The sequence below is a fragment of the Bradyrhizobium sp. AZCC 1588 genome (genome assembly GCF_036924735.1).
Taxonomy (GTDB): domain Bacteria; phylum Pseudomonadota; class Alphaproteobacteria; order Rhizobiales; family Xanthobacteraceae; genus Bradyrhizobium.
In genome coordinates, this window is record NZ_JAZHSC010000001.1 from 5,090,051 (window position 1) to 5,108,017 (window position 17,967).

Here is a 17,967-nt window from a genome sequence, read left to right on the forward strand (position 1 = left end):
TATGGTTCGGTCACTGGCTTGCGACCTGCGGCATCGTATTGAAGCGCGCCTTCTGCTCGTTGCTCAGCGTGGCATAGAACTCGTCCAATGCCGGCTGCACCAGCGCGGCTGCCTGCAGCATGGCTTCGAGCCGCTTCTCCATTGCCTCCAAACGCCCGAGCGGTGTGAGCGGCACCTCGTCGGGGCAGGCGGCCTGCAACTTCTGGACCGCTTCGTTCGTCGCCTTGCTCAAGAGATCGAGCGCGTCCTTCTGCTTGCCTGCCGGATGTATCACGGCCTCGATCCGCTCAATCGGTTGCTGCGTGAGGCTGGACTTCGGATCGCCGCAGCGCTCGGCTTGCGTATTCGCTTCCTGCTGCGGCTGCTGTTGCGAACGCTCGCCGACGTTCGGGCCGAGCGCGTTGAAGCGCGCTTTTTGCTCGTCGTTCAGCGAATTGTAAAACCGCTCAAGCGCCGGACGCACGATCCTTACCGCGTCGAGCGTAGCCGTCACGCGGTTCGTCATCGCCCGCAGGCGACCGGGCGGCGTCATGGCAAAGGAGTCGCGCGCAAGAATCCTTGAAGACGTCGGCAGCCTTTGCCGCGGCGGCCTTCAATTCGTCGAGCAGGGCGCGCTGCTCGGGCGTCGGCTGCACGGCGCGCACGATCGACGCGATCGGCCAGGCGGTCACGCCCTCGTCCGGTTCTCTGCACACCTGCCGGAGCGCCTGCTGGCTCACGCTTGCGCGCTTGCCCGGTCGGAAATCGGTGACCGCCGCCCCGGGCTCGGGATATCTGGCATATGCGGAATAGGGGCTGTCTGTACCCCAAAACACGGTGTCGACGAAGTCGTCGTAGGCATACGCCCAATAGCCGGGGTCGTAGGCGTGGGGCCAGAACGTGTAATTGAAGATGTCGGAATAGGCGTAGGGCCAGAACACCGGGCCGAGCCATGCCACGAACGCGGCGCGATGGCCGCGCCGCCAGGCGTGGCGCGGAGCCCAGCGGTTCTCCCGGGCGGTCAGCGCCGCTCGGGCTTGCAGGGCATCATTGCTGCGGAACTGCGCGGAAAATCGCCCGCGGGCAGCGGCCTGCATGGCCGCGGCAGAGGCGGATCGTTCAGCCGAGGGCTGTGGCCCCAGCCGCTGCAGGCGTGCCTGGTCACGTTCCTGGATGCGCTGCTCGCGCTGGAGCAGGCGGTTTTGAGTCTGCAGCGATCTTTGCTGCTCGCGTTGCGCCCGGGGACCTTCCGGCTTTTGCGACTGCAACTGCTGGACGCGCTGCTGCAAGCGATCGATGCGGCCCTGCCGCTCCGTGCTTTGACGCGACAGCATATCGCGCTGGCGCTCCTGTACCATTTGCTGCCGCTGCTGGAGGCGCTGCTCGCGCTGCTGCGCACGCGTTTCGATCTGCTCCCTTCGCGACGGGCCCGCGCCCGCGACAGGCGATGCACCCGGCCGCGACGGTGCGGTGATGCGCGGTTCGGGGTGCCTCGCCATGGCGGGTCGCTGCGGCGGCGCGGCACGCTGAATCTCAGGCCGCGGCGCTACGACACGCGGCGCTGCCGGCCGCGGTGGCGCGGCGATACGCGGTGGCGCGGCCCGTGGGGCTATTGATGGACGTTGCGGCGAAGGAGCTGCACGGATCGTCGGGGCGGCGGGTCGCGCCATGGCCGGAGGCGCGGCCGGGCGGGCCATCGCCGGTGGCGCCGCTGGGCGGGCCATCGCCGGTGGCGGTGCAGCCGGTCGGGCTGCTGGCGCGCCTCCGCCAGCCGGACCAGCGCCTCCTCGATGCTGGGCGGACGAGCCGGTGCTCACCGCTATCGCGGAGATACCGAGCAAAAATGCTGCGATGCGAGCGCTGCTCGAAAGCATGATCTCACTCCCTCGCTTCGTCGCCCGGGAGCATCAACGCGCAAGCGCAGGAATCGTTCGTTGCGGCTATGACTTACGTTGCGATTTTACGACGCAGGACTAATACAGTTCGCCTGCGCCTTAGCTGACCGTGCAAGGTACGCTCAGAAATCCACGGAAGCGCACGCGGCCGCCGCGTACTGGTTCGCCGTCGAGCGCATAATCCGGAAAGCGCGCGAGGAAACGCGAGATCGCGATGGCGCCCTCGAGTCGCGCCAACGCCATGCCGGCGCATTGATGCGCGCCGGTGCCGAAGGCCAGATGCCGGTTCGGCGTGCGGCCGATATCGAAACGTTCGGGATCGGCGAACTGGGTGGGGTCGCGGTTGGCGGCGCCGATGCACAGCGTCACCGGTGTGCCCGGTGGCATCGCGACGCCGCCGAGTTCGAACGGCTCGACGGTCATGCGGTTGCCGAGCTGGTTGGAGCTCTCGAACCGCAGCATTTCCTCGACCGCGGTCTTGATCAGATCGGGATTTTCAATCAGCCGGCGTTTCTCGCCTGCGTGGTTCAGTAACGCGACCAGCCCGTTGCCGATCAGGTTGGTGGTGGTCTCGTGGCCGGCATTGAGCAGGAAGATGCAGTTGTGCAGCAGCTCCTTTTCGGTCAGCCGCTCGCCATTGTCTTCGCCCTGAATGAGCCGCGTCAGCACGTCGCGGTCGGGATTGCCGGGCTTGGCCCGTCGCCGCGCCACCAGCCCTTCGAGGTACGCCAGGAAATCCTTCACCGCCTTGTTGCCGCGGGCGAAGGCGTCCGGGCCGATCACCGGCTCCAGCGCGCCGAGAATGGCCAGCGACCAGTCGCGCAAGGGATCGCGCTCGCTCTCCGGCACATCAAGCAGATTGCCGATCACTTCGATCGGAATGGCAGCAGCGAAATCGTCGATCAGATCCACCTTGCCCTTGGCGGCGATGGCGTCGAGCAGGCGGTCGACCAGCCGGACCAGATCGGGCTCCATGCCGGCGATCGCGCGCGGCGATAATGCGCCCATGATCAGCCGGCGGACGCGGGTGTGGGCGGGGGGATCGTTGAACACAAGGCTCGTGGTGTGGTGCTCGTAGAGCAGGGAGTCGCCATACTTCGGCGAGAACTCCTTCTTCTTGTCGGACGAGAAGGCCTTGGTGTTCTTGTAGGCTGCGACCAGATCGTTGTAGCGGGTCAGGAAATACGACCCATTCGGCAACCGCTTGACCGGTTCGCTCTCGCGCAGCGCGCGATAGGTCGGGTAGGGGTTGGCGTAGAACTCTGGCGTCAGCCTTTCGAGGTCGAACGTGGCTGCCAGTTCGCGCGCATCCAAACTCATGGCTTGCCGTACTCGTTGGGAAGACGGAAAGGTAAGCGGTCGTCAAATTAGTCGCATTTGCAACTATCTTAGACGCCGCTTTCAAAGCGTCAAGTCGGCGCAGCTTTCAGGCTACACCGTCCAAGCGCCCTGATCCAAAGCGCCTTGATCCAAGCGCCTTGGGGTTGCGATCAATTCGGGATAAGTCTGCAACGCGAGAGCCCGATTTCCCAAAAAATCGTGCTCAAACAAAGCGATGAGGCTGTGTCTTTGACGCCACCCGGTGGCAGAATCCGCGTGGTGCGCTGCAATGTATCCTTGACTTCGTCAAGGTGAGTGATTACTCACGCCCCCATGTCTACCCTGCGCATGACCAGTGACTTGCGGCGGCAATTGATCTTGAGCGCCGCCAAGCGATGCTTTGCCCGTCACGGCTTTGCCGGCACCACGACCAAGAGCGTGGCGGCGGCTGCAGCCATTTCGGAAGGGCTGTTGTTCAAGCATTTCCCGTCCAAGGCCGCGCTCTATGCCGAAATCCTCGCCGAGGAGTGCGAGGCCGATCCGGATTTCGCGCACCTGCTCGGCCAGCAGCCTTCAACTGCCACACTGGTTGAACTGGTCAAGAGCATGGTTGGCCATTTCATGGAGGTGTCGGACGGCTCGGATCAGGAGGAAGCGCAGCGGCTGCGGCTGATGACGACCAGCCATCTCGATGACGGCGAATTCGCGCGTTTGCTCTACGACAAGATCTCCGGCCTGATCGGGCCGGTGTTCACAGCATCGATCGAGCGCGCTGTAACGGCCGGCGACGCGACGCGGATCGGCAGCGATCCACTCAACCTGTTCTGGTTCGCGCACCACACCGTGCTGATGGCGGCGCTGACGAGGCTTCCGCCCGTGCCCTGTCTTTCCTACGGCAACGCCGCCGACCTGGAGCGGCAGTTGTGTCAATTCATCCTGCGCGGCATCGGACTTACCGAAGCCGCAATTGCTTCTCATCTGGACGGCGAGCTGTCACCGAATTCGGGACAATCGGTAACTGCAGAAAGTGCATGACATGAATATCGTGACCGAACACAAGATTTCGGGCAAGCCGATAACGGAAAAGCCGCACAAGCGGCCGGTCCGCATGGTGCGGTGGCTCATCATCGTCGGAACGCTGCTGGCCTTGCTGGTTGGCGGCCTGGTCTGGTTCAACTACTTCCGCGGCAAGATGATCGCGCAGTTCTTCGCGACCATGAAGCCGCCGCCGACCAGCGTCAACATCGCCACGGCGACCACTGAGACGATTCCGAATCTTCTGACCGCGGTCGGCGATCTCGCCGCCGTGCACCAGGTCAACGTGACCTCCGACGTCAACGGCCGCATCACCGATATCCAGTTTGCGGCGGGCGCCAGCGTGAAGGCAGGCACGCCGCTGGTGCAGTTGTTCGACGGTCCCGAGCAGGGCGACCTTGCCAACTTCAAGGCACAGCAGCGGGTGGCACAGCTCTCGCTGGATCGCGCCAAGCAACTGGCCGAACGTCAGGTCGGACCGCAGGCGACGGTGGACAACGCCCAGGCTGTGTTCGACCAGGCCAGCGCCGGCATTGCCAAAACGGAAGCCATCATCTCGCAGAAGCTGGTACGCGCTCCCTTCGACGGTGAACTCGGTGTTCGCAGGGTCGAAGTCGGACAATATCTGACTGCGGGTACGCAGATCGTCTCGCTGACCGATCTGTCGATGCTGTATGCGAACTTCACCGTGACGGAGAAGGACTCCGGCCAGCTCAAGGTCGGCCAGATCGTTCGGATCGCGGTCGACGCCTATCCGGGCCGCACATTCGAGGGCAAGATCACCACCATCGAGCCGCAAATCGCGGCGGACACGCGCAACATTCGCGTGCAGGCGACGATCCGGAATCCGGACAAGATCCTCAAGCCCGGTATGTTCGCGACCACCACCGTGGTGCTGCCGGACAAGCCGCCGGTCGTCACCGTGCCCGAAACCGCGGTCGACTACACGCTCTATGGCGACTCGGTCTACCTCCTCAGTGAAAAGAAGGAGGAGGACGGCAAGACCAGCCTGATAGCGACGCGCACCTTCGTGCAGACCGGAAAGCGCCTCGAGGGCCGCGCCGAGGTCCTGAAGGGCTTGAAGGAGGGCGACCGCGTCGTGGCGGTGGGACAGCTCAAGCTGCAGTCCGGAGCCCCCGTGACGATTTCGAACGATCCGGTGCCGGCGATTCCGGCGAAGCCGCCGCGCTACTGATACCGCGCTACTGATACATGATGCGGCTCCCTTGAGGAGCCGCGGCGAGAGAAAGATGGGCGGCGGTCTTATGGCTCGGCCGCGCCCCGGAAATGCTGAACCCAGCGGGATGATTTTGCGATGGCCTTCACCGATATCTTCATCAAGCGTCCGGTCCTGTCGGTCGTCGTCAGCCTGCTGATCCTCCTGATCGGTCTGCGCGCCGCCAGCGTGTTGCCGATCCGGCAATATCCGAAGCTGTCGAACACGGTGGTCAACATCACCACCTCATATCCGGGCGCGTCGGCCAACCTGATTCAAGGCTTCATCACCACGCCGATCGAGCAGGCGGTCGCTTCCGCCGAGGGCGTCGACTACATCACTTCCTCGTCGGTGCAGGGCACCAGCACGATTCAGGTCTACATCAAGCTGAATTTCGATCCGAACCAGGCGCTGACCGAGGTTCTCGCCAAGGTAAACTCGGTCAAATATTTGATCCCGAAGGAATCGAACGACCCGGTCATAACCAAGACGACCGGCCAGACCACGGCCGTGATGTATCTGGGCTTCTCCAGCGAAGAACTTTCGGGGTCGGCGATTTCAGACTATCTGACGCGCGTCGTGCAGCCACTGCTGTCGACGGTCGACGGCGTCGCATCCGCCGACATTCTTGGCGGCCAGACGTTCGCGATGCGGCTGTGGCTCGATCCGGTGCGCATGGCGGGCCGTGGCGTGTCGCCGACCGACGTCTCGCAGGCAATCGCGGCCAACAACTTCCAGGCCGCGGCCGGTCAGTCCAAGGGCTACTTCATCGTCTCGAACGTCCAGACTAATACCGACCTGCGGAACCTCGAGCAGTTCAAGAAGATGATCGTCAAGTCCAAGGACGGCGGCTTCGTGCGGATCGAGGACATCGCAACCGTCGAACTTGCCGCCCAGAGCTCGGATGCGAGCGTCGCCTTCAGTGGCGAGCGCGCAATCTTCATCGGCGTGCAGGCGACCCCGCAAGGCAACCCGCTGACACTGGTCACGGGCGTGCGTGCGTTGATGCCGGAGATCGAGCGCAACCTGCCACCATCGATGAAAATGAAGGTGGCCTACGATTCGACCAAGTTCATTCAGTCGTCGATCGACGAGGTCAAGAACACGCTGATCGAGGCGGTGCTGATCGTCGTCATCGTGATCTTCCTGTTCCTGGCTTCGTTCCGCTCCGTCATCATCCCGGTGGTCACTATTCCGCTGTCGCTGATCGGCGTCTGCAGCCTGATGCTGATGATGGGATTCAGCTTCAATCTTCTGACACTGCTGGCGATGGTGCTGGCGATCGGGCTCGTGGTCGACGACGCCATCGTGGTGGTGGAGAACATCCATCGCCATCTGGAGGAAGGAAAGACGCCGGTGCAGGCGTCGCTGCAGGGCGCGCGCGAAATCGTCGGCCCCGTGATCTCCATGACGATTACGCTTGCCGCCGTGTACGCGCCGATCGGCTTCCTCGGCGGCCTGACCGGTTCGCTGTTCCGCGAATTCGCCTTCACGCTGGCGGGCTCGGTGATCGTGTCGGGCGTGATCGCGTTGACGCTGTCGCCGATGATGTGCTCGGTCCTCCTGAAGAGCGCGGACGAGGGGCGGTTCTCGAGGCTGGTCAACAGGGTGTTCGGCTCAATGACACGCTGGTACGGCCGCCAGCTCGACCGCTCGCTCGACTATCGTCCGATCACCGGCTTGTTCGCGTTGACGATCCTGGGTCTGGTCGGTTTCCTCTACATGAACACCTCCAAGGAGCTCGCGCCCGAGGAGGATCAGGGGATCGTGTTCTCGGTGACCAAGGCGCCGAAATACGCCAACATCGATTATGTCGACTTCTACGGCGACAAGCTCGACAAGGCTTTTGCCAAGTTTCCGGAAACGGACCTGCGCTTCGTCCTCAACGGCATCAACGGCCCGCAGGGCGGCATTGCCGGCATGCTGCTCAAGCCGTGGGACGAGCGTGAGCGATCCTCGATCGCGCTGAAGCCGCTGGTGCAGGCCGAGATCAGCAAGATCGAAGGCGTCCAGGCGTTCGCATTCAACCTGCCGCCGTTGCCCGGCGGGCCCGGTGGCCTGCCGATCCAGATGGTGATCAATTCGACCGCCGGTTTCCAGGCCGTCTATGACCAGATGGCGAAGCTGAAGGATGCCGCACGCAAGAGCGGTATGTTCATCGTCTCCGACAGCGACCTCGAATTCAATCAGCCGGTGGTTCGCGTCTCGATCGACCGCTCCAAGGCGAGCGACCTCGGCATCAACATGTCGCAGGTTGGCGCTACCTTGCAGACGCTGTTGGGCGGCAATTACGTCAACCGCTTCAACCTGGAGGGTCGCTCATATCAGGTGATCCCGCAGGTGCCGCGTGACAAGCGGTTGTCGCCGGAATCGCTTGGCGGTTACTACGTCCCGACCAACACCGGGCAGCTAGTGCCGCTGTCGACCATCGTGTCGATCGAAACCGCCACCGATCCGAATGCGCTGACGCACTACAACCAGCTCAATTCAGCGACGTTCTCCGCGGTGCCGATGCCGGGCGTGACGGTTGGACAGGCGGTGGATTTCCTGGAGGGCGAGGCGAAGAAGATGCCTGCCGGTTTTGGCCACGACTATCTGGCCGACTCCCGGCAATATGTGCAGGAAGGCAATCAGCTCGCGATCACCTTCGGCTTCGCGCTGATCATCATCTTCCTGGTGCTGGCGGCGCAGTTCGAAAGCCTGCGCGATCCGCTGGTGATCATGATCAGCGTTCCCATGGCGATCGTTGGCGCGCTGATTCCGCTGTTCTTCGGCGTGGCGACCATCAACATCTACACCCAGGTCGGGTTGCTGACGCTGGTCGGCCTGATCACCAAGCACGGCATTCTGATGGTCGAATTCGCCAACGAACTGCAGCTCAAGGAAGGTCTCGACAAGCGTTCGGCCATCGAAATGGCTGCCCGCATCCGGCTGCGGCCGATCCTGATGACGACGGCGGCGATGGTCACCGGTCTGATCCCGTTGCTGACCGCCACGGGCGCGGGCGCTGCCAGCCGGTTCTCGATCGGTCTCGTGGTGGTAGCTGGCATGTCGATCGGAACGCTGTTCACGCTGTTCGTGCTGCCGGCGGTCTATGTCTGGCTCGCCACCGATCACCAGGCCAAGGCCGGCTCCAAACGGACCAAGGAGATCGCGGATTTCGATCTTGGGTCCGCGCTCAAGCCGACCTGAGCCTTTGTAACTGCAGAATAGCAAGCGGCGGCAGCGGGAAATCGTTGCCGCCGCTTTTTCATGCCGGGAGATGCGACGCCGGTGTGTCTCCATGCTAAAAGATAGAAAAACAGGGAGGCAACATGACAAGCGACTTTCCCGCCGGCAATTACCGCTTTATTCCCGCCGTGTTCCAGTACTCGGGCGGTGTCGCAGCAAATCCCGGATTTGAGATCGAGCGGGTGCGTTTCGACAAATGGCTGCCGCTGGCCGAAGGCTTTGCGCGGATCGCAAAGTACATCGAGGCGGTGGGCAGGCCGCTGGCGTCGTTCTGCGCCTGCGAGCTGCGGTCGCCGGCGGCATTCACCGACGAGGGATTCCGCAATTTCAACCTGCACTACGTCAAGACGCTCAGCGAATGGGGCGTCTATGACGGCACGACCAATCCGGTGGCGCGCAGCAATGTCTGTCCGGAAATCGATCCGCCGGCCGAACCGTCATTCTACGCCTTTTCATTCACGCGGCCGAGCCAAAGCACGGCGCCGAGCTTCGTGATCGCGGGCAGCGGCGAGTCGCAGGAGGGCAATGCGAGCTACGCCGAACGCACCGTGCGTTACCGCGACGTCAGTCCCGAGGGTATTGCGGACAAGGTCCGTTACGTCGCCGGCGTGATGGAGCGGCGCATGGGCGAATTCGGCTTCGGCTGGAAAGATGCGACGGATGTGCAGACCTACACCATCCACGATTTCCACCACGTCTTTGCCGATGCACTGGTTCGCCGCGGCGCCGCGCGTTCGGGTTTGACCTGGCATTTTGCACGGCCGCCGGTGATCGATCTGGAATACGAGATGGATTGCCGAAGGGTGATGAGGGAGTTGGTGATTTAGAGCCGCTGGTGGCGTTGGCCGTCCTCCCGTCACCTCTCCCTCGGATCGAGCGCGTCGCGCAAACCATCGCCGACCAGGTTGAACGACAGCACCACGAGGAAGATCGCCAGTCCCGGCCAGACCGCCATCCATGGCGCATTGGTCAGGAAGCGCTGCGCGGCATTGAGCATGCTGCCCCAGGACGGTGCGGGCGGCTGCTGGCCGAGGCCGAGGAACGACAGCGCGGCTTCGGCGATGATGGCAGCCGCTATCGACAACGTCGCCTGCACCAACAGCGCCGGCATGATGTTCGGCAGGATGTGAAACAGCGCGATGCGCCAGCGCGGATTGCCCATGGCGCGCGCGGCCTCGACATAATCCTCGACCTTGACGCTCATCACCTGGCCGCGCGTCAGCCGCACGAAGATCGGCGTCGCCGAGATGCCGATCGCGATCATGGCATTGCCGAGGCTGGGCCCTAAGAATGCCGCGAGCGCAATCGCCAGGATCAGGAACGGGCAGGCCAGCATCGCATCCGTGATGCGGCTGATCAGGGCATCGATAAAGCCGCCGCGGTAGCCCGACAAGAGGCCGAGCGGCACGCCGATCGACAACGCGATCCCGACCGAGATGGCGCCGGCCAGAAGCGAAGCCCGCGCGCCGTAGATCACGCGGGCAAGAATGTCGCGGCCGAGCTCGTCGGTGCCGAACCAGTGCAGCGCGGAAGGCGGCTTGCGCACCAGCGACCAGCTTGTCGCGATCGGCTCATAAGGCGAGATCAGCGGCGCAAACACCGCAAGCACCATGAAGGTTGCGATCACGACAAGCCCGGCTACCGCGCCCCTCCGCTTGAACAGCCGGCGCAGCGCGCGGCGTGCCGGGCTTTCCAGTTCGTCGGAGGTAGTTATCTTGATCGCGCCGAGGGCAGCGTCAGTCATGGCTTAGGTCCTCAGCCGCGGATTGACGAGGACGTAGGCGATGTCGGCAATGAGATTGAGCGTGATGTAGATCGTTGCCGTGGTCAGCACGACGCCTTGCACGACGGCATAATCGCGGTTGAAGACCGCGTCGACGATCAGCTTGCCGAAACCGGGAATCGAGAAGATCTGCTCCGTCAATACTGCGCCCGACAAAAGCGTGCCCAACTCGAGCGCGCCGAGCGTGATCACCGGCGTCAGCGCGTTGCGCATGGCGTGCTTGAGAATGACCGAGCGTTCGAGAAGCCCTTTGGCGCGGGCGGTGCGGACGTAATCGCTTTCCAGCACCTGCAGCATGGCGCTGCGGGTATGGCGCATCAGGATCGCGGCGATCGCGTTGCCGAGCACGAAGGCCGGCATGATGGTGGAGGCGATACTGGCGCGCCAGTTTTCGGTCAGCGGCACATAGCCCGATGCCGGCAGCCAGCCGAGCTGGATCGAGAACAGGAAGATCAGCATGATGCCGAGCCAGAAATTCGGCGTCGAGATCCCCCATAACGCAAAGAAATTGGCGCCATAGTCCCAGGCCGTGCCTTTCTTGACAGCCGATATGATTCCGGCCGGAATGCCGATCAGGAAGGCGATCACGATCGCCATCGACGCAAGCTGCATCGTCACCGGCAGCTTCTGGGCGATCAGTTCGCGCACCGGCACCTTGTTGCGAAGCGACTCACCGAAATCGCCCGACAGCACGCCCTTGACCCAGTAGACATATTGCACCGGCACCGGCTGATCGAGCCGGTACTGTTCGCGGATCTGCGCGATCACATCGGGATCGCGCTCCTCGCCGGCCATCACCAGCGCCGGATCGCCCGGCAGCAATTGCTGCAGTGAGAAGATCAGGATCGAGACGAAGAACAGCGTCGGGATGAGCTGGACGATACGCCGCGCGAGGAAGTTCAGCATGGCACTATCCGTGTCCCGGGCGCAGCGCAGCGTGCAACGATGCGCTGCAGAACCGGGACCCACCTCGTTGAGATCGGGAACGTCGGATCGATGGGTCCCGGCTCTGCGGAGCAGCGCTGCCGCGCTGCACCGCGTCCGGGAAACGAGGGCGTGTAGGCGCGCCTCACTTAAGCTTCAGCCCGACCACCCGCACCAGCCCGTCCGGCATCTGCTTGTAGCCGTTGAGCTTCGTCGTATGCGCGATCAGGATGCGGCGGTGATAGATGTAGAGCAGCGGCTTCTCCTCCAGCACGATCTTGGCCAGCTTTTCGTAGATCGCCTTGCGCTGCGCTTGATCGGTGACGAGGCGGCCGTCATCGAGCGCCTTGTCGCCCTCCTTGTTGGACCAGCCGCTGTAATTCTGCGGCGCGTCGCTCTTCTGGAAGACATAGGAGTTGCCGTCCGGGTCGATCCGACCGCTCCAGGCCAGGAGAAAGGCCTGGTATTCTCCGGCCTCGGCCTGTTTCAACGACGTCGCGAACTCGGTGACCCTGAGCTTCATGTCGAAGCCGCTCTCCGCCGCCATCGACTGGATCACCTGAGCCGCCGCTTCGGTTTCCGCGCCCTTCGAGACCATGAAGTCCACGCTGACCGGTGGCGTGACGCCCGCTTCCTTCAGCAGCGCCTTGGCCTTGGCGACATCGCGCTTCGGTATCGGAAAGGTCTTCTGGTAATAGGGATGATCGGGGTTGACCCACTGGTTTCCGGGCTTGAACTCGCCGTTGGACACCACCTGGCTGATCGCGTCGCGGTCGAGCGAGAGGTCGAGCGCCTGCCGCACCTTGGCGGACTGGCTGAGCGGCCCCTTGGCTTTGTCCTTGCCGACGTTCAGCGTCACGCCCTGATAGCCGAGCTCGATCGCGCTGGACAATTTCAGCTTCGAGTCAGCCTGCACTTCCTTGAGGTCCGTCGCGAGCACGCGTTCGATCAGGTCGAGCCCGCCGGATTTCAAATTGGCCAGGCGGACCGTCGCGTCCACCAAGGGCAGATAGACGATGCGATCGATATGGATATTGTCCTTGTTCCAATAGTCGGCGAATTTCTCGAACACCATGCGGTCCTGCTGCACGCGCTCGACGAATTTGTAGGGACCGGCGCAAACCGGACGCAGGCCGAATTTGTCGCCGGCCTCTCTGGCCGCCTTCGGCGATACCATCATTCCGGCGCGATCGGTAAGCTGCGCGACCAGAGGGGAATAGGGCGCCTTCAATGCCAGCCTGATGGTGAGGGGATCGACGACGTCGATATGATCGACGGCTGCCAGTTCCGGTTTGCGGAACGAGCCCTGCATCGTCAGGTGGCGCTCCAGCGAAAACTTTGCGGCCTCCGCATTGAAGGCCTCGCCGTCGTGAAACTTGACGCCGGGCCGGAGCTTGATGGTGACTTCCTTGCCGTCGGCCGAGGTCTCGTGGCTCAGCGCGAGCTGCGGCACGATATTGAGCTTCTCGTCGATGTCGAACAGCTTGTCGCAGAACGATGCGAACACGATGCGGCCGACGTAAGTGCGGGCCATGGTCGGGTCGAGGATATCGGGGTCCTCGGCGAGCCCGATCCGCAGCGTGGTCTGGGCCTGAACGGTTGCCGGAAGCGACAGCAGCAGCGCCGCCGCCGTGACTGCCAAACGAAAGATTTTCATTGCTGCCATCCCCTTATCCACGATTACACCGCACTTGGCTGTGTTCCTGATACGTCAACCCCGACGCGGCCTGCACCTTCCGTGCCACCGCTGAAGGCGGCGACCAACTTTTCCAGCACCGGCGAAAATCCGCCATCGGCGGGAACGATGGCCCCGGGCGACGGCAATTCGGCGGTGCGGTGACACGCCGTCGCGTGTCCCGTGCCGTCGGCGAGCAGGGCCGGAATTTCGGTGCGGCAGCGCTCGATGACATAAGGGCAGCGGGTATGAAAGCGGCAGCCGGAGGGCGGATTGAGCGCGCTCGGCATCTCGCCTTCCAGCACGATGCGGCCGCGCCGGGCCTGCGGTTTGGGCACGGGAATCGCCGACAGTAGCGCACGGCTATAGGGATGCCGGGGCGCGGCGAACAGCGCCTCGGCGTCCGCCGTCTCGACGATACCGCCGAGATTCATCACGGCGACGCGGTCGGCGATGTGCTTCACGACCGCCAGATCGTGCGAAACGAAGATGTAGGCGAGGCCGAGCCGGTCCTGCAGGTCGCGCAGCAGATTGAGGATTTGCGAGCGGATCGAGACGTCGAGCGCGGAGACCGGCTCGTCGCAGATGATCAGTTTCGGCTCTACCGCCAGCGCCCGCGCAATCGCGATGCGCTGGCGCTGGCCGCCGGAAAATTCGTGCGGGTAGCGGCGGGCAAAGCGCGGCTCGAGCCCGACCAGCCGTAGCAGCTCTTCGACCCGTTCGCGGCGGCGCGGGGCCGGCACCAGATCGTGCAGCGCCAGCGGCTCGCTCAGAATCTGGCTCACCGTCATGCGCGGGTTGAGCGACGCATAGGGATCCTGGAAGATAATCTGCGCATCGCGGCGGAAGGCGCGCAATTCGTTGGCGCTGAGCGCGCCGAGGTCGCGGCCCTCGAAGCGAACGTTGCCCGCATCCGGCTCGATCAGCCGCAGCACCAGCCGGCTGACGGTGGACTTGCCGCAACCGGATTCGCCGACCAGCGCCAGCGTCTTGCCGGCCTCGACCGTGAAGCTGACGCCGTCGACCGCTTTGACATAAGCGGTGGGTCGGCCGAACACCGATCGCGCGGCGACGAAATGCTTTACAAGGCCCTCGACTTCGAGCAGCGCCGTCATCGCGGGCACCCCTCGTGTCCCGGGCGCAGTGCAGCGCCTCTTGGCGATGCGCTGCAGAACCGGGACCCATGTCGCATGGGACCCAAGATGGGCCCCGGTTCTGCAGTGCATCGCTGCGCTTCGCTTGCGCTGCACTGCGCCCGGGGAACGAGAGCGGAGAGCGTAGCGATCATGACACCAGCCGCTCCAGCGGTGCGCGGATGCAGCGCGAGGCGTGGCCGGGACTGACTATCGCCAGCGGCGGCGGCGCGGCAACACAAGCTTCAACGACAAAGGGACAGCGCGCGGCGAAGCGACAGCCGGCGGGCGGGTTCGCCATGTTCGGCACCATGCCCTCGATCGTCGCCAAGTGTTCGGTACGGCGGCCGAGCCGCGGGATCGATCCGAGCAGGCCGACGGTGTAGGGATGCTGCGGGCTGGCGAAGAGTTCGTCGACCGGTGCGCGTTCGACGATCTCGCCGGCATACATCACAGCGACTTCGTCGCAGACTTCGGCGACCACGCCGAGATCGTGCGTGATCAGGATGATCGCGGCGCCGCTGGCGGCCTTCAGCTCGCGCATCAGATCGAGGATCTGCGCCTGCAGCGTGACGTCGAGCGCGGTGGTCGGCTCGTCGGCGATCAAAAGGCGCGGGTCGCAGGCCAGCGCCATCGCGATCATCACGCGCTGGCGCATGCCGCCGGACAGCTTGTGCGGATATTCGTCGACACGTTTCTCGGGCGAGGGGATGTGCACCCGCCGCAGCAGCTCGATCGCGCGCTCGCGCGCCTGCCGCCGCGACCCGCCGCGATGGCGCAGGATGGTCTCGATGATCTGATCGCCGATGGTGAAGCTCGGATTGAGCGACGTCATCGGCTCCTGAAAGATCATCGCGAGGCGATTGCCGCGCAGATCGCGCAGCGTGTCGTCGGGAATGTCGAGGAGATCAAACCCGTCGAAACGGATCGAACCCGACACCTCAGCGGAACGCCTTGGCAACAATCCCATGACGGCGAGCGAGGTCACGCTCTTGCCGCAGCCGGATTCGCCGACGAGGCCAAGCGTCGCGCCATTGGCCACGCTGAGATCGACACCGTCGACCGCGTGCGTGGTACGGCCATCGTCGCCGTGGAAGACCACGCGCAGGCCCTCGATTTCGATCAGCGGATTTGCCGTCATGCCTTGCCCGTCGTCGCCGCGTCGATGCGGGCATCGATGACCGTGCGGTCGGTGATCCCCGCCGGATTTTTGCGCGTCGGCAGGAAGGGGCGGAAATGCACCCAGCGCTCGCGGCTCACCTGTTCGAGACGTTCGAGTTCGGCCAACGGATCGGTATGGTCGTCGACACGCAGGTCGAGATCTGACCATTCTTCTTCGCCATGGATCAACAGCGCCGCCGATTGCTTGCCGCGCTTGTCGCCGCCGGCGGCTTCGCCGGCCTTCATCGCTACGATCAGCCGCTGCGCAAAGGGAAGGCTGGCATTGGCGACAAAGGCTTTCGCCGTGTCATCGAGCACGGCGGCGCCCGCCAGCATGTTGCCGGCGAGGGAGAAGCCGTCACCCTGGACATGCCCACACCAGTCGATGCATTCGCGGCCGGTATGCGCTGCGATGCGGCCCTTGATATCCATGACATGAAGTTGGCGGGCCTCGTGTCCATCGTCGGTAACGAGCAGAATGTCCACCACCTCGCGGGGGCTGCGGCCTTCGCGCAACAGCTTCACGCCGTCAATGCCGTAATAGGGATTGACGAGCGCTTGCGTCGCGATGCCGCCGACGCCGGGCGCTATATGCGGCACGCGCGCGCCGACCGCAAAAAACCTGGTCGCGACCGCGATGCCGATCTGGCCGGTTGAGAAATCACGGGCGATGATCGACCAAGTCATCTTAAACCTTCAAAGTCATCCCAAGTCGCCTCTACCGGCCCGCCGCGTAGCCCTGCATGCCCCTCGGATTGGCAGCAGCGCGACGGCGACGACCGACCTTGGAGGCAGCGGTGAGGCGGCCTTCCGACCATTCGGGACCGATCTCGACGACATGGCCACGGCTCTTCAGCGTATCGACGGTCGCGTTCGGTACGCGGCTTTCGAGCACGAGCACGCCGGGACGCGCGGTGCGCGGCCAGAACGAAATCGGAAAATGTTCGGAGTGCCAAGCGGGTGCGTCGATCGCTTCCTGCAGGTTCAGTTTGGCGTGGACATGCCGCAGGAAGAACTGCGTGGTCCATTGATCCTGCTGGTCGCCGCCAGGCGATCCCCAGGCCATGTACGGCTCGCCGTCGCGCAGCGCCATGGTGGGCGAGAGCGTGGTGCGTGGGCGCTTGCCGGGCGCAAGTGCTGCCGGGTGATCTTCCTCCAGCCAGAACATCTGCGCGCGGCTGCCGAGGCAGAAGCCGAGTTCGGGAATGACCGGCGAGGATTGCAGCCAGCCGCCGGACGGCGTCGCCGAGACCATGTTGCCGGCCTGGTCAATGATGTCGAAATGCACGGTGTCGCCGCGCACCTCGCCGAACCGGCCGACGGTCGGCTCGCCCGCGCCCATGGCACCGACCGCCTCGCGATGGCCTTCCGCACGGCGCAGCTTGACGACCGAGCCGAAACCTTCGACCGAGCCGGGGACGAAATCGAGCGAGGCCTTGTCTCTGGAGATCAGCTTGCGGCGCTCGTCATTGTAGGCGTCCGACAACAGCGTCGCGATCGGGATGTCGGTGAATTTCGGGTCGCCATAAAACTTCTCGCGATCGGCGAAGGCGAGTTTCGCGCATTCGATCTGCAGATGGATGAAGTCGGGCCCGGCAGGGTCGAGCCCGTCGAGCTCAAATCCCTTGAGCAGCGCGAGTTGCTGCAGCATTACCGGGCCCTGGCTCCAGACGCCGGGCTTGCAGACGGTGTAGCGGCCGTAATCATAGGTCAGCGGCGCCTCGATTGTCGGCTGCCAGCGTGCCATGTCATCGGCGCTTAGCACGCCGCGATGCGGTGAGCCGCTGACGTCCATTACTTCCTGCGTGCGGCAGAACTTGTCGATCGCTTCCGCCACAAAACCCTGCGACCAGGATTTTCGCGCGCGCTCGATCTGTGCGATGCGGTCGCCGCCCGCGCTTTCCGCTTCTTTAAGGATGCGGGCGTAGGTTTCGGAGAGCTGCTTGTTTGTGAACAGCGTGCCCGGTCTCGGTACTTCGTTGTTCGGCAGGTAGACCGCCGCCGATGTCGTCCAGTGCTTCCTGAACAACTGCTCGACGACCTGGATCGTTGCGGAAGCGCGCTCGACCAGCGGGTAGCCGTCGCGGGCGTAGGCGATCGCCGGCTCCAGCACATCACGCAGCCGCATCGTGCCGTAATCGCGCAAGAGCAGCATCCAGGATTCGAACGTGCCGGGCACGCACGCCGCGAGGAGCCCGGTGCCGGGTACCATCTCCAGCCCTTCGCTCTTGTAGTGCGCAATGGTTGCCTTCGCAGGCGCCGGACCCTGACCGCAGATCACCTCGGTGCGGCCGCGCCTGGTGTCATGCACGATGATCGGCACGTCGCCGCCCGGACCGTTCAGATGCGGCTCCACCACCTGCAGCGTGAAGGCCGTGGCAACGCCGGCATCGAATGCGTTGCCGCCCTTTTCCAGGATGCTCATGCCAACGGCGGTCGCGATCCAGTGGGTCGACGTGACGACGCCAAAGGTGCCTTCGATTTCCGGCCTTGTGGTGAACGGATCAGGACTGATGTTGCTCATGGGAATCCAATGCCGTGCTGGTATCGCGGTGTGCGCGCACTTGACCACAGGCGAGGCTGGATGCCAACCGCTGGGATGCCACGCATTGCAC

Annotated in this window: 15 protein-coding genes; 5 read left to right on the top strand and 10 right to left on the bottom strand. The window is 64.0% G+C overall.

What is annotated here, in order from left to right; translation table 11 throughout:
* Nucleotides 1–10: 10 nt before the first annotated feature.
* The gene (locus V1277_RS23760) at nt 11–532 is read right to left on the bottom strand and encodes a Spy/CpxP family protein refolding chaperone (protein WP_334418371.1); all 522 of its coding nucleotides are present in this window, start codon (nt 530–532) and stop codon (nt 11–13) included.
* Nucleotides 447–938, bottom strand: coding sequence for a Spy/CpxP family protein refolding chaperone (locus V1277_RS23765; protein WP_334418372.1), 492 nt, complete (start codon nt 936–938; stop codon nt 447–449). The genes V1277_RS23760 and V1277_RS23765 overlap by 86 nt, the downstream gene beginning before the upstream one ends.
* A 12-nt stretch (nt 939–950) precedes the next feature.
* Between V1277_RS23765 and V1277_RS23770 the strand changes: the two genes are divergently transcribed.
* Nucleotides 951–1,595, top strand: coding sequence for a hypothetical protein (locus tag V1277_RS23770; protein ID WP_334418373.1), 645 nt, complete (start codon nt 951–953; stop codon nt 1,593–1,595).
* A gap of 378 nt (nt 1,596–1,973) precedes the next feature.
* Here the strand turns inward: V1277_RS23770 and V1277_RS23775 are convergent, their stop codons facing one another.
* Complete coding sequence (locus tag V1277_RS23775; RefSeq protein ID WP_334418374.1) at nt 1,974–3,194, bottom strand: cytochrome P450; 1,221 nt, start codon at nt 3,192–3,194, stop codon at nt 1,974–1,976.
* 333 nt (nt 3,195–3,527) lie between these two features.
* Between V1277_RS23775 and V1277_RS23780 the strand changes: the two genes are divergently transcribed.
* The 4 genes from V1277_RS23780 to cnbZ all read left to right on the top strand — a co-directional run bounded on the left by V1277_RS23780 (nt 3,528) and on the right by cnbZ (nt 9,503).
* Entirely contained in the window at nt 3,528–4,229 is a 702-nt protein-coding gene (locus V1277_RS23780; RefSeq protein ID WP_334376652.1) for a TetR/AcrR family transcriptional regulator, read from the top strand.
* Between the two features lies 1 nt (nt 4,230).
* A complete protein-coding gene (locus V1277_RS23785; RefSeq protein WP_334418375.1) occupies nt 4,231–5,424 on the top strand; it encodes an efflux RND transporter periplasmic adaptor subunit in 1,194 nt (397 codons plus the stop codon).
* Nucleotides 5,425–5,544: 120 nt separating this feature from the next.
* On the top strand, nt 5,545–8,637 hold the full coding sequence (locus V1277_RS23790; protein WP_334418376.1) for a MexW/MexI family multidrug efflux RND transporter permease subunit: 3,093 nt from the start codon (nt 5,545–5,547) through the stop codon (nt 8,635–8,637).
* Between the two features lie 122 nt (nt 8,638–8,759).
* Nucleotides 8,760–9,503: a 2-amino-5-chloromuconate deaminase CnbZ gene (gene cnbZ, locus V1277_RS23795; protein WP_334418378.1), complete on the top strand. Its 744-nt coding sequence runs from the start codon at nt 8,760–8,762 to the stop codon at nt 9,501–9,503.
* Nucleotides 9,504–9,532: 29 nt separating this feature from the next.
* Here cnbZ and V1277_RS23800 read toward each other — a convergent pair whose 3' ends face one another.
* The 7 genes from V1277_RS23800 to V1277_RS23830 form a co-directional block, all read right to left on the bottom strand.
* Nucleotides 9,533–10,420: an ABC transporter permease gene (locus V1277_RS23800; RefSeq protein WP_334418379.1), complete on the bottom strand. Its 888-nt coding sequence runs from the start codon at nt 10,418–10,420 to the stop codon at nt 9,533–9,535.
* Nucleotides 10,421–10,423: 3 nt separating this feature from the next.
* On the bottom strand, nt 10,424–11,365 hold the full coding sequence (locus V1277_RS23805; RefSeq protein ID WP_334418380.1) for an ABC transporter permease: 942 nt from the start codon (nt 11,363–11,365) through the stop codon (nt 10,424–10,426).
* Nucleotides 11,366–11,528: 163 nt separating this feature from the next.
* Complete coding sequence (locus V1277_RS23810; protein WP_334418381.1) at nt 11,529–13,040, bottom strand: ABC transporter substrate-binding protein; 1,512 nt, start codon at nt 13,038–13,040, stop codon at nt 11,529–11,531.
* A 23-nt stretch (nt 13,041–13,063) separates the two neighbouring features.
* Nucleotides 13,064–14,173: an ABC transporter ATP-binding protein gene (locus tag V1277_RS23815; RefSeq protein ID WP_334418382.1), complete on the bottom strand. Its 1,110-nt coding sequence runs from the start codon at nt 14,171–14,173 to the stop codon at nt 13,064–13,066.
* A 169-nt stretch (nt 14,174–14,342) separates the two neighbouring features.
* Nucleotides 14,343–15,332, bottom strand: coding sequence for an ABC transporter ATP-binding protein (locus tag V1277_RS23820; protein ID WP_334418383.1), 990 nt, complete (start codon nt 15,330–15,332; stop codon nt 14,343–14,345).
* Nucleotides 15,329–16,039 (bottom strand): DUF1028 domain-containing protein, encoded by a 711-nt coding sequence (locus V1277_RS23825; protein ID WP_334418384.1) that lies wholly within the window; start codon nt 16,037–16,039, stop codon nt 15,329–15,331. The genes V1277_RS23820 and V1277_RS23825 overlap by 4 nt, the downstream gene beginning before the upstream one ends.
* Before the next feature lie 31 nt (nt 16,040–16,070).
* Entirely contained in the window at nt 16,071–17,876 is a 1,806-nt protein-coding gene (locus tag V1277_RS23830) for a gamma-glutamyltransferase family protein (RefSeq protein ID WP_334418385.1), read from the bottom strand.
* Nucleotides 17,877–17,967 lie beyond the last annotated feature (91 nt).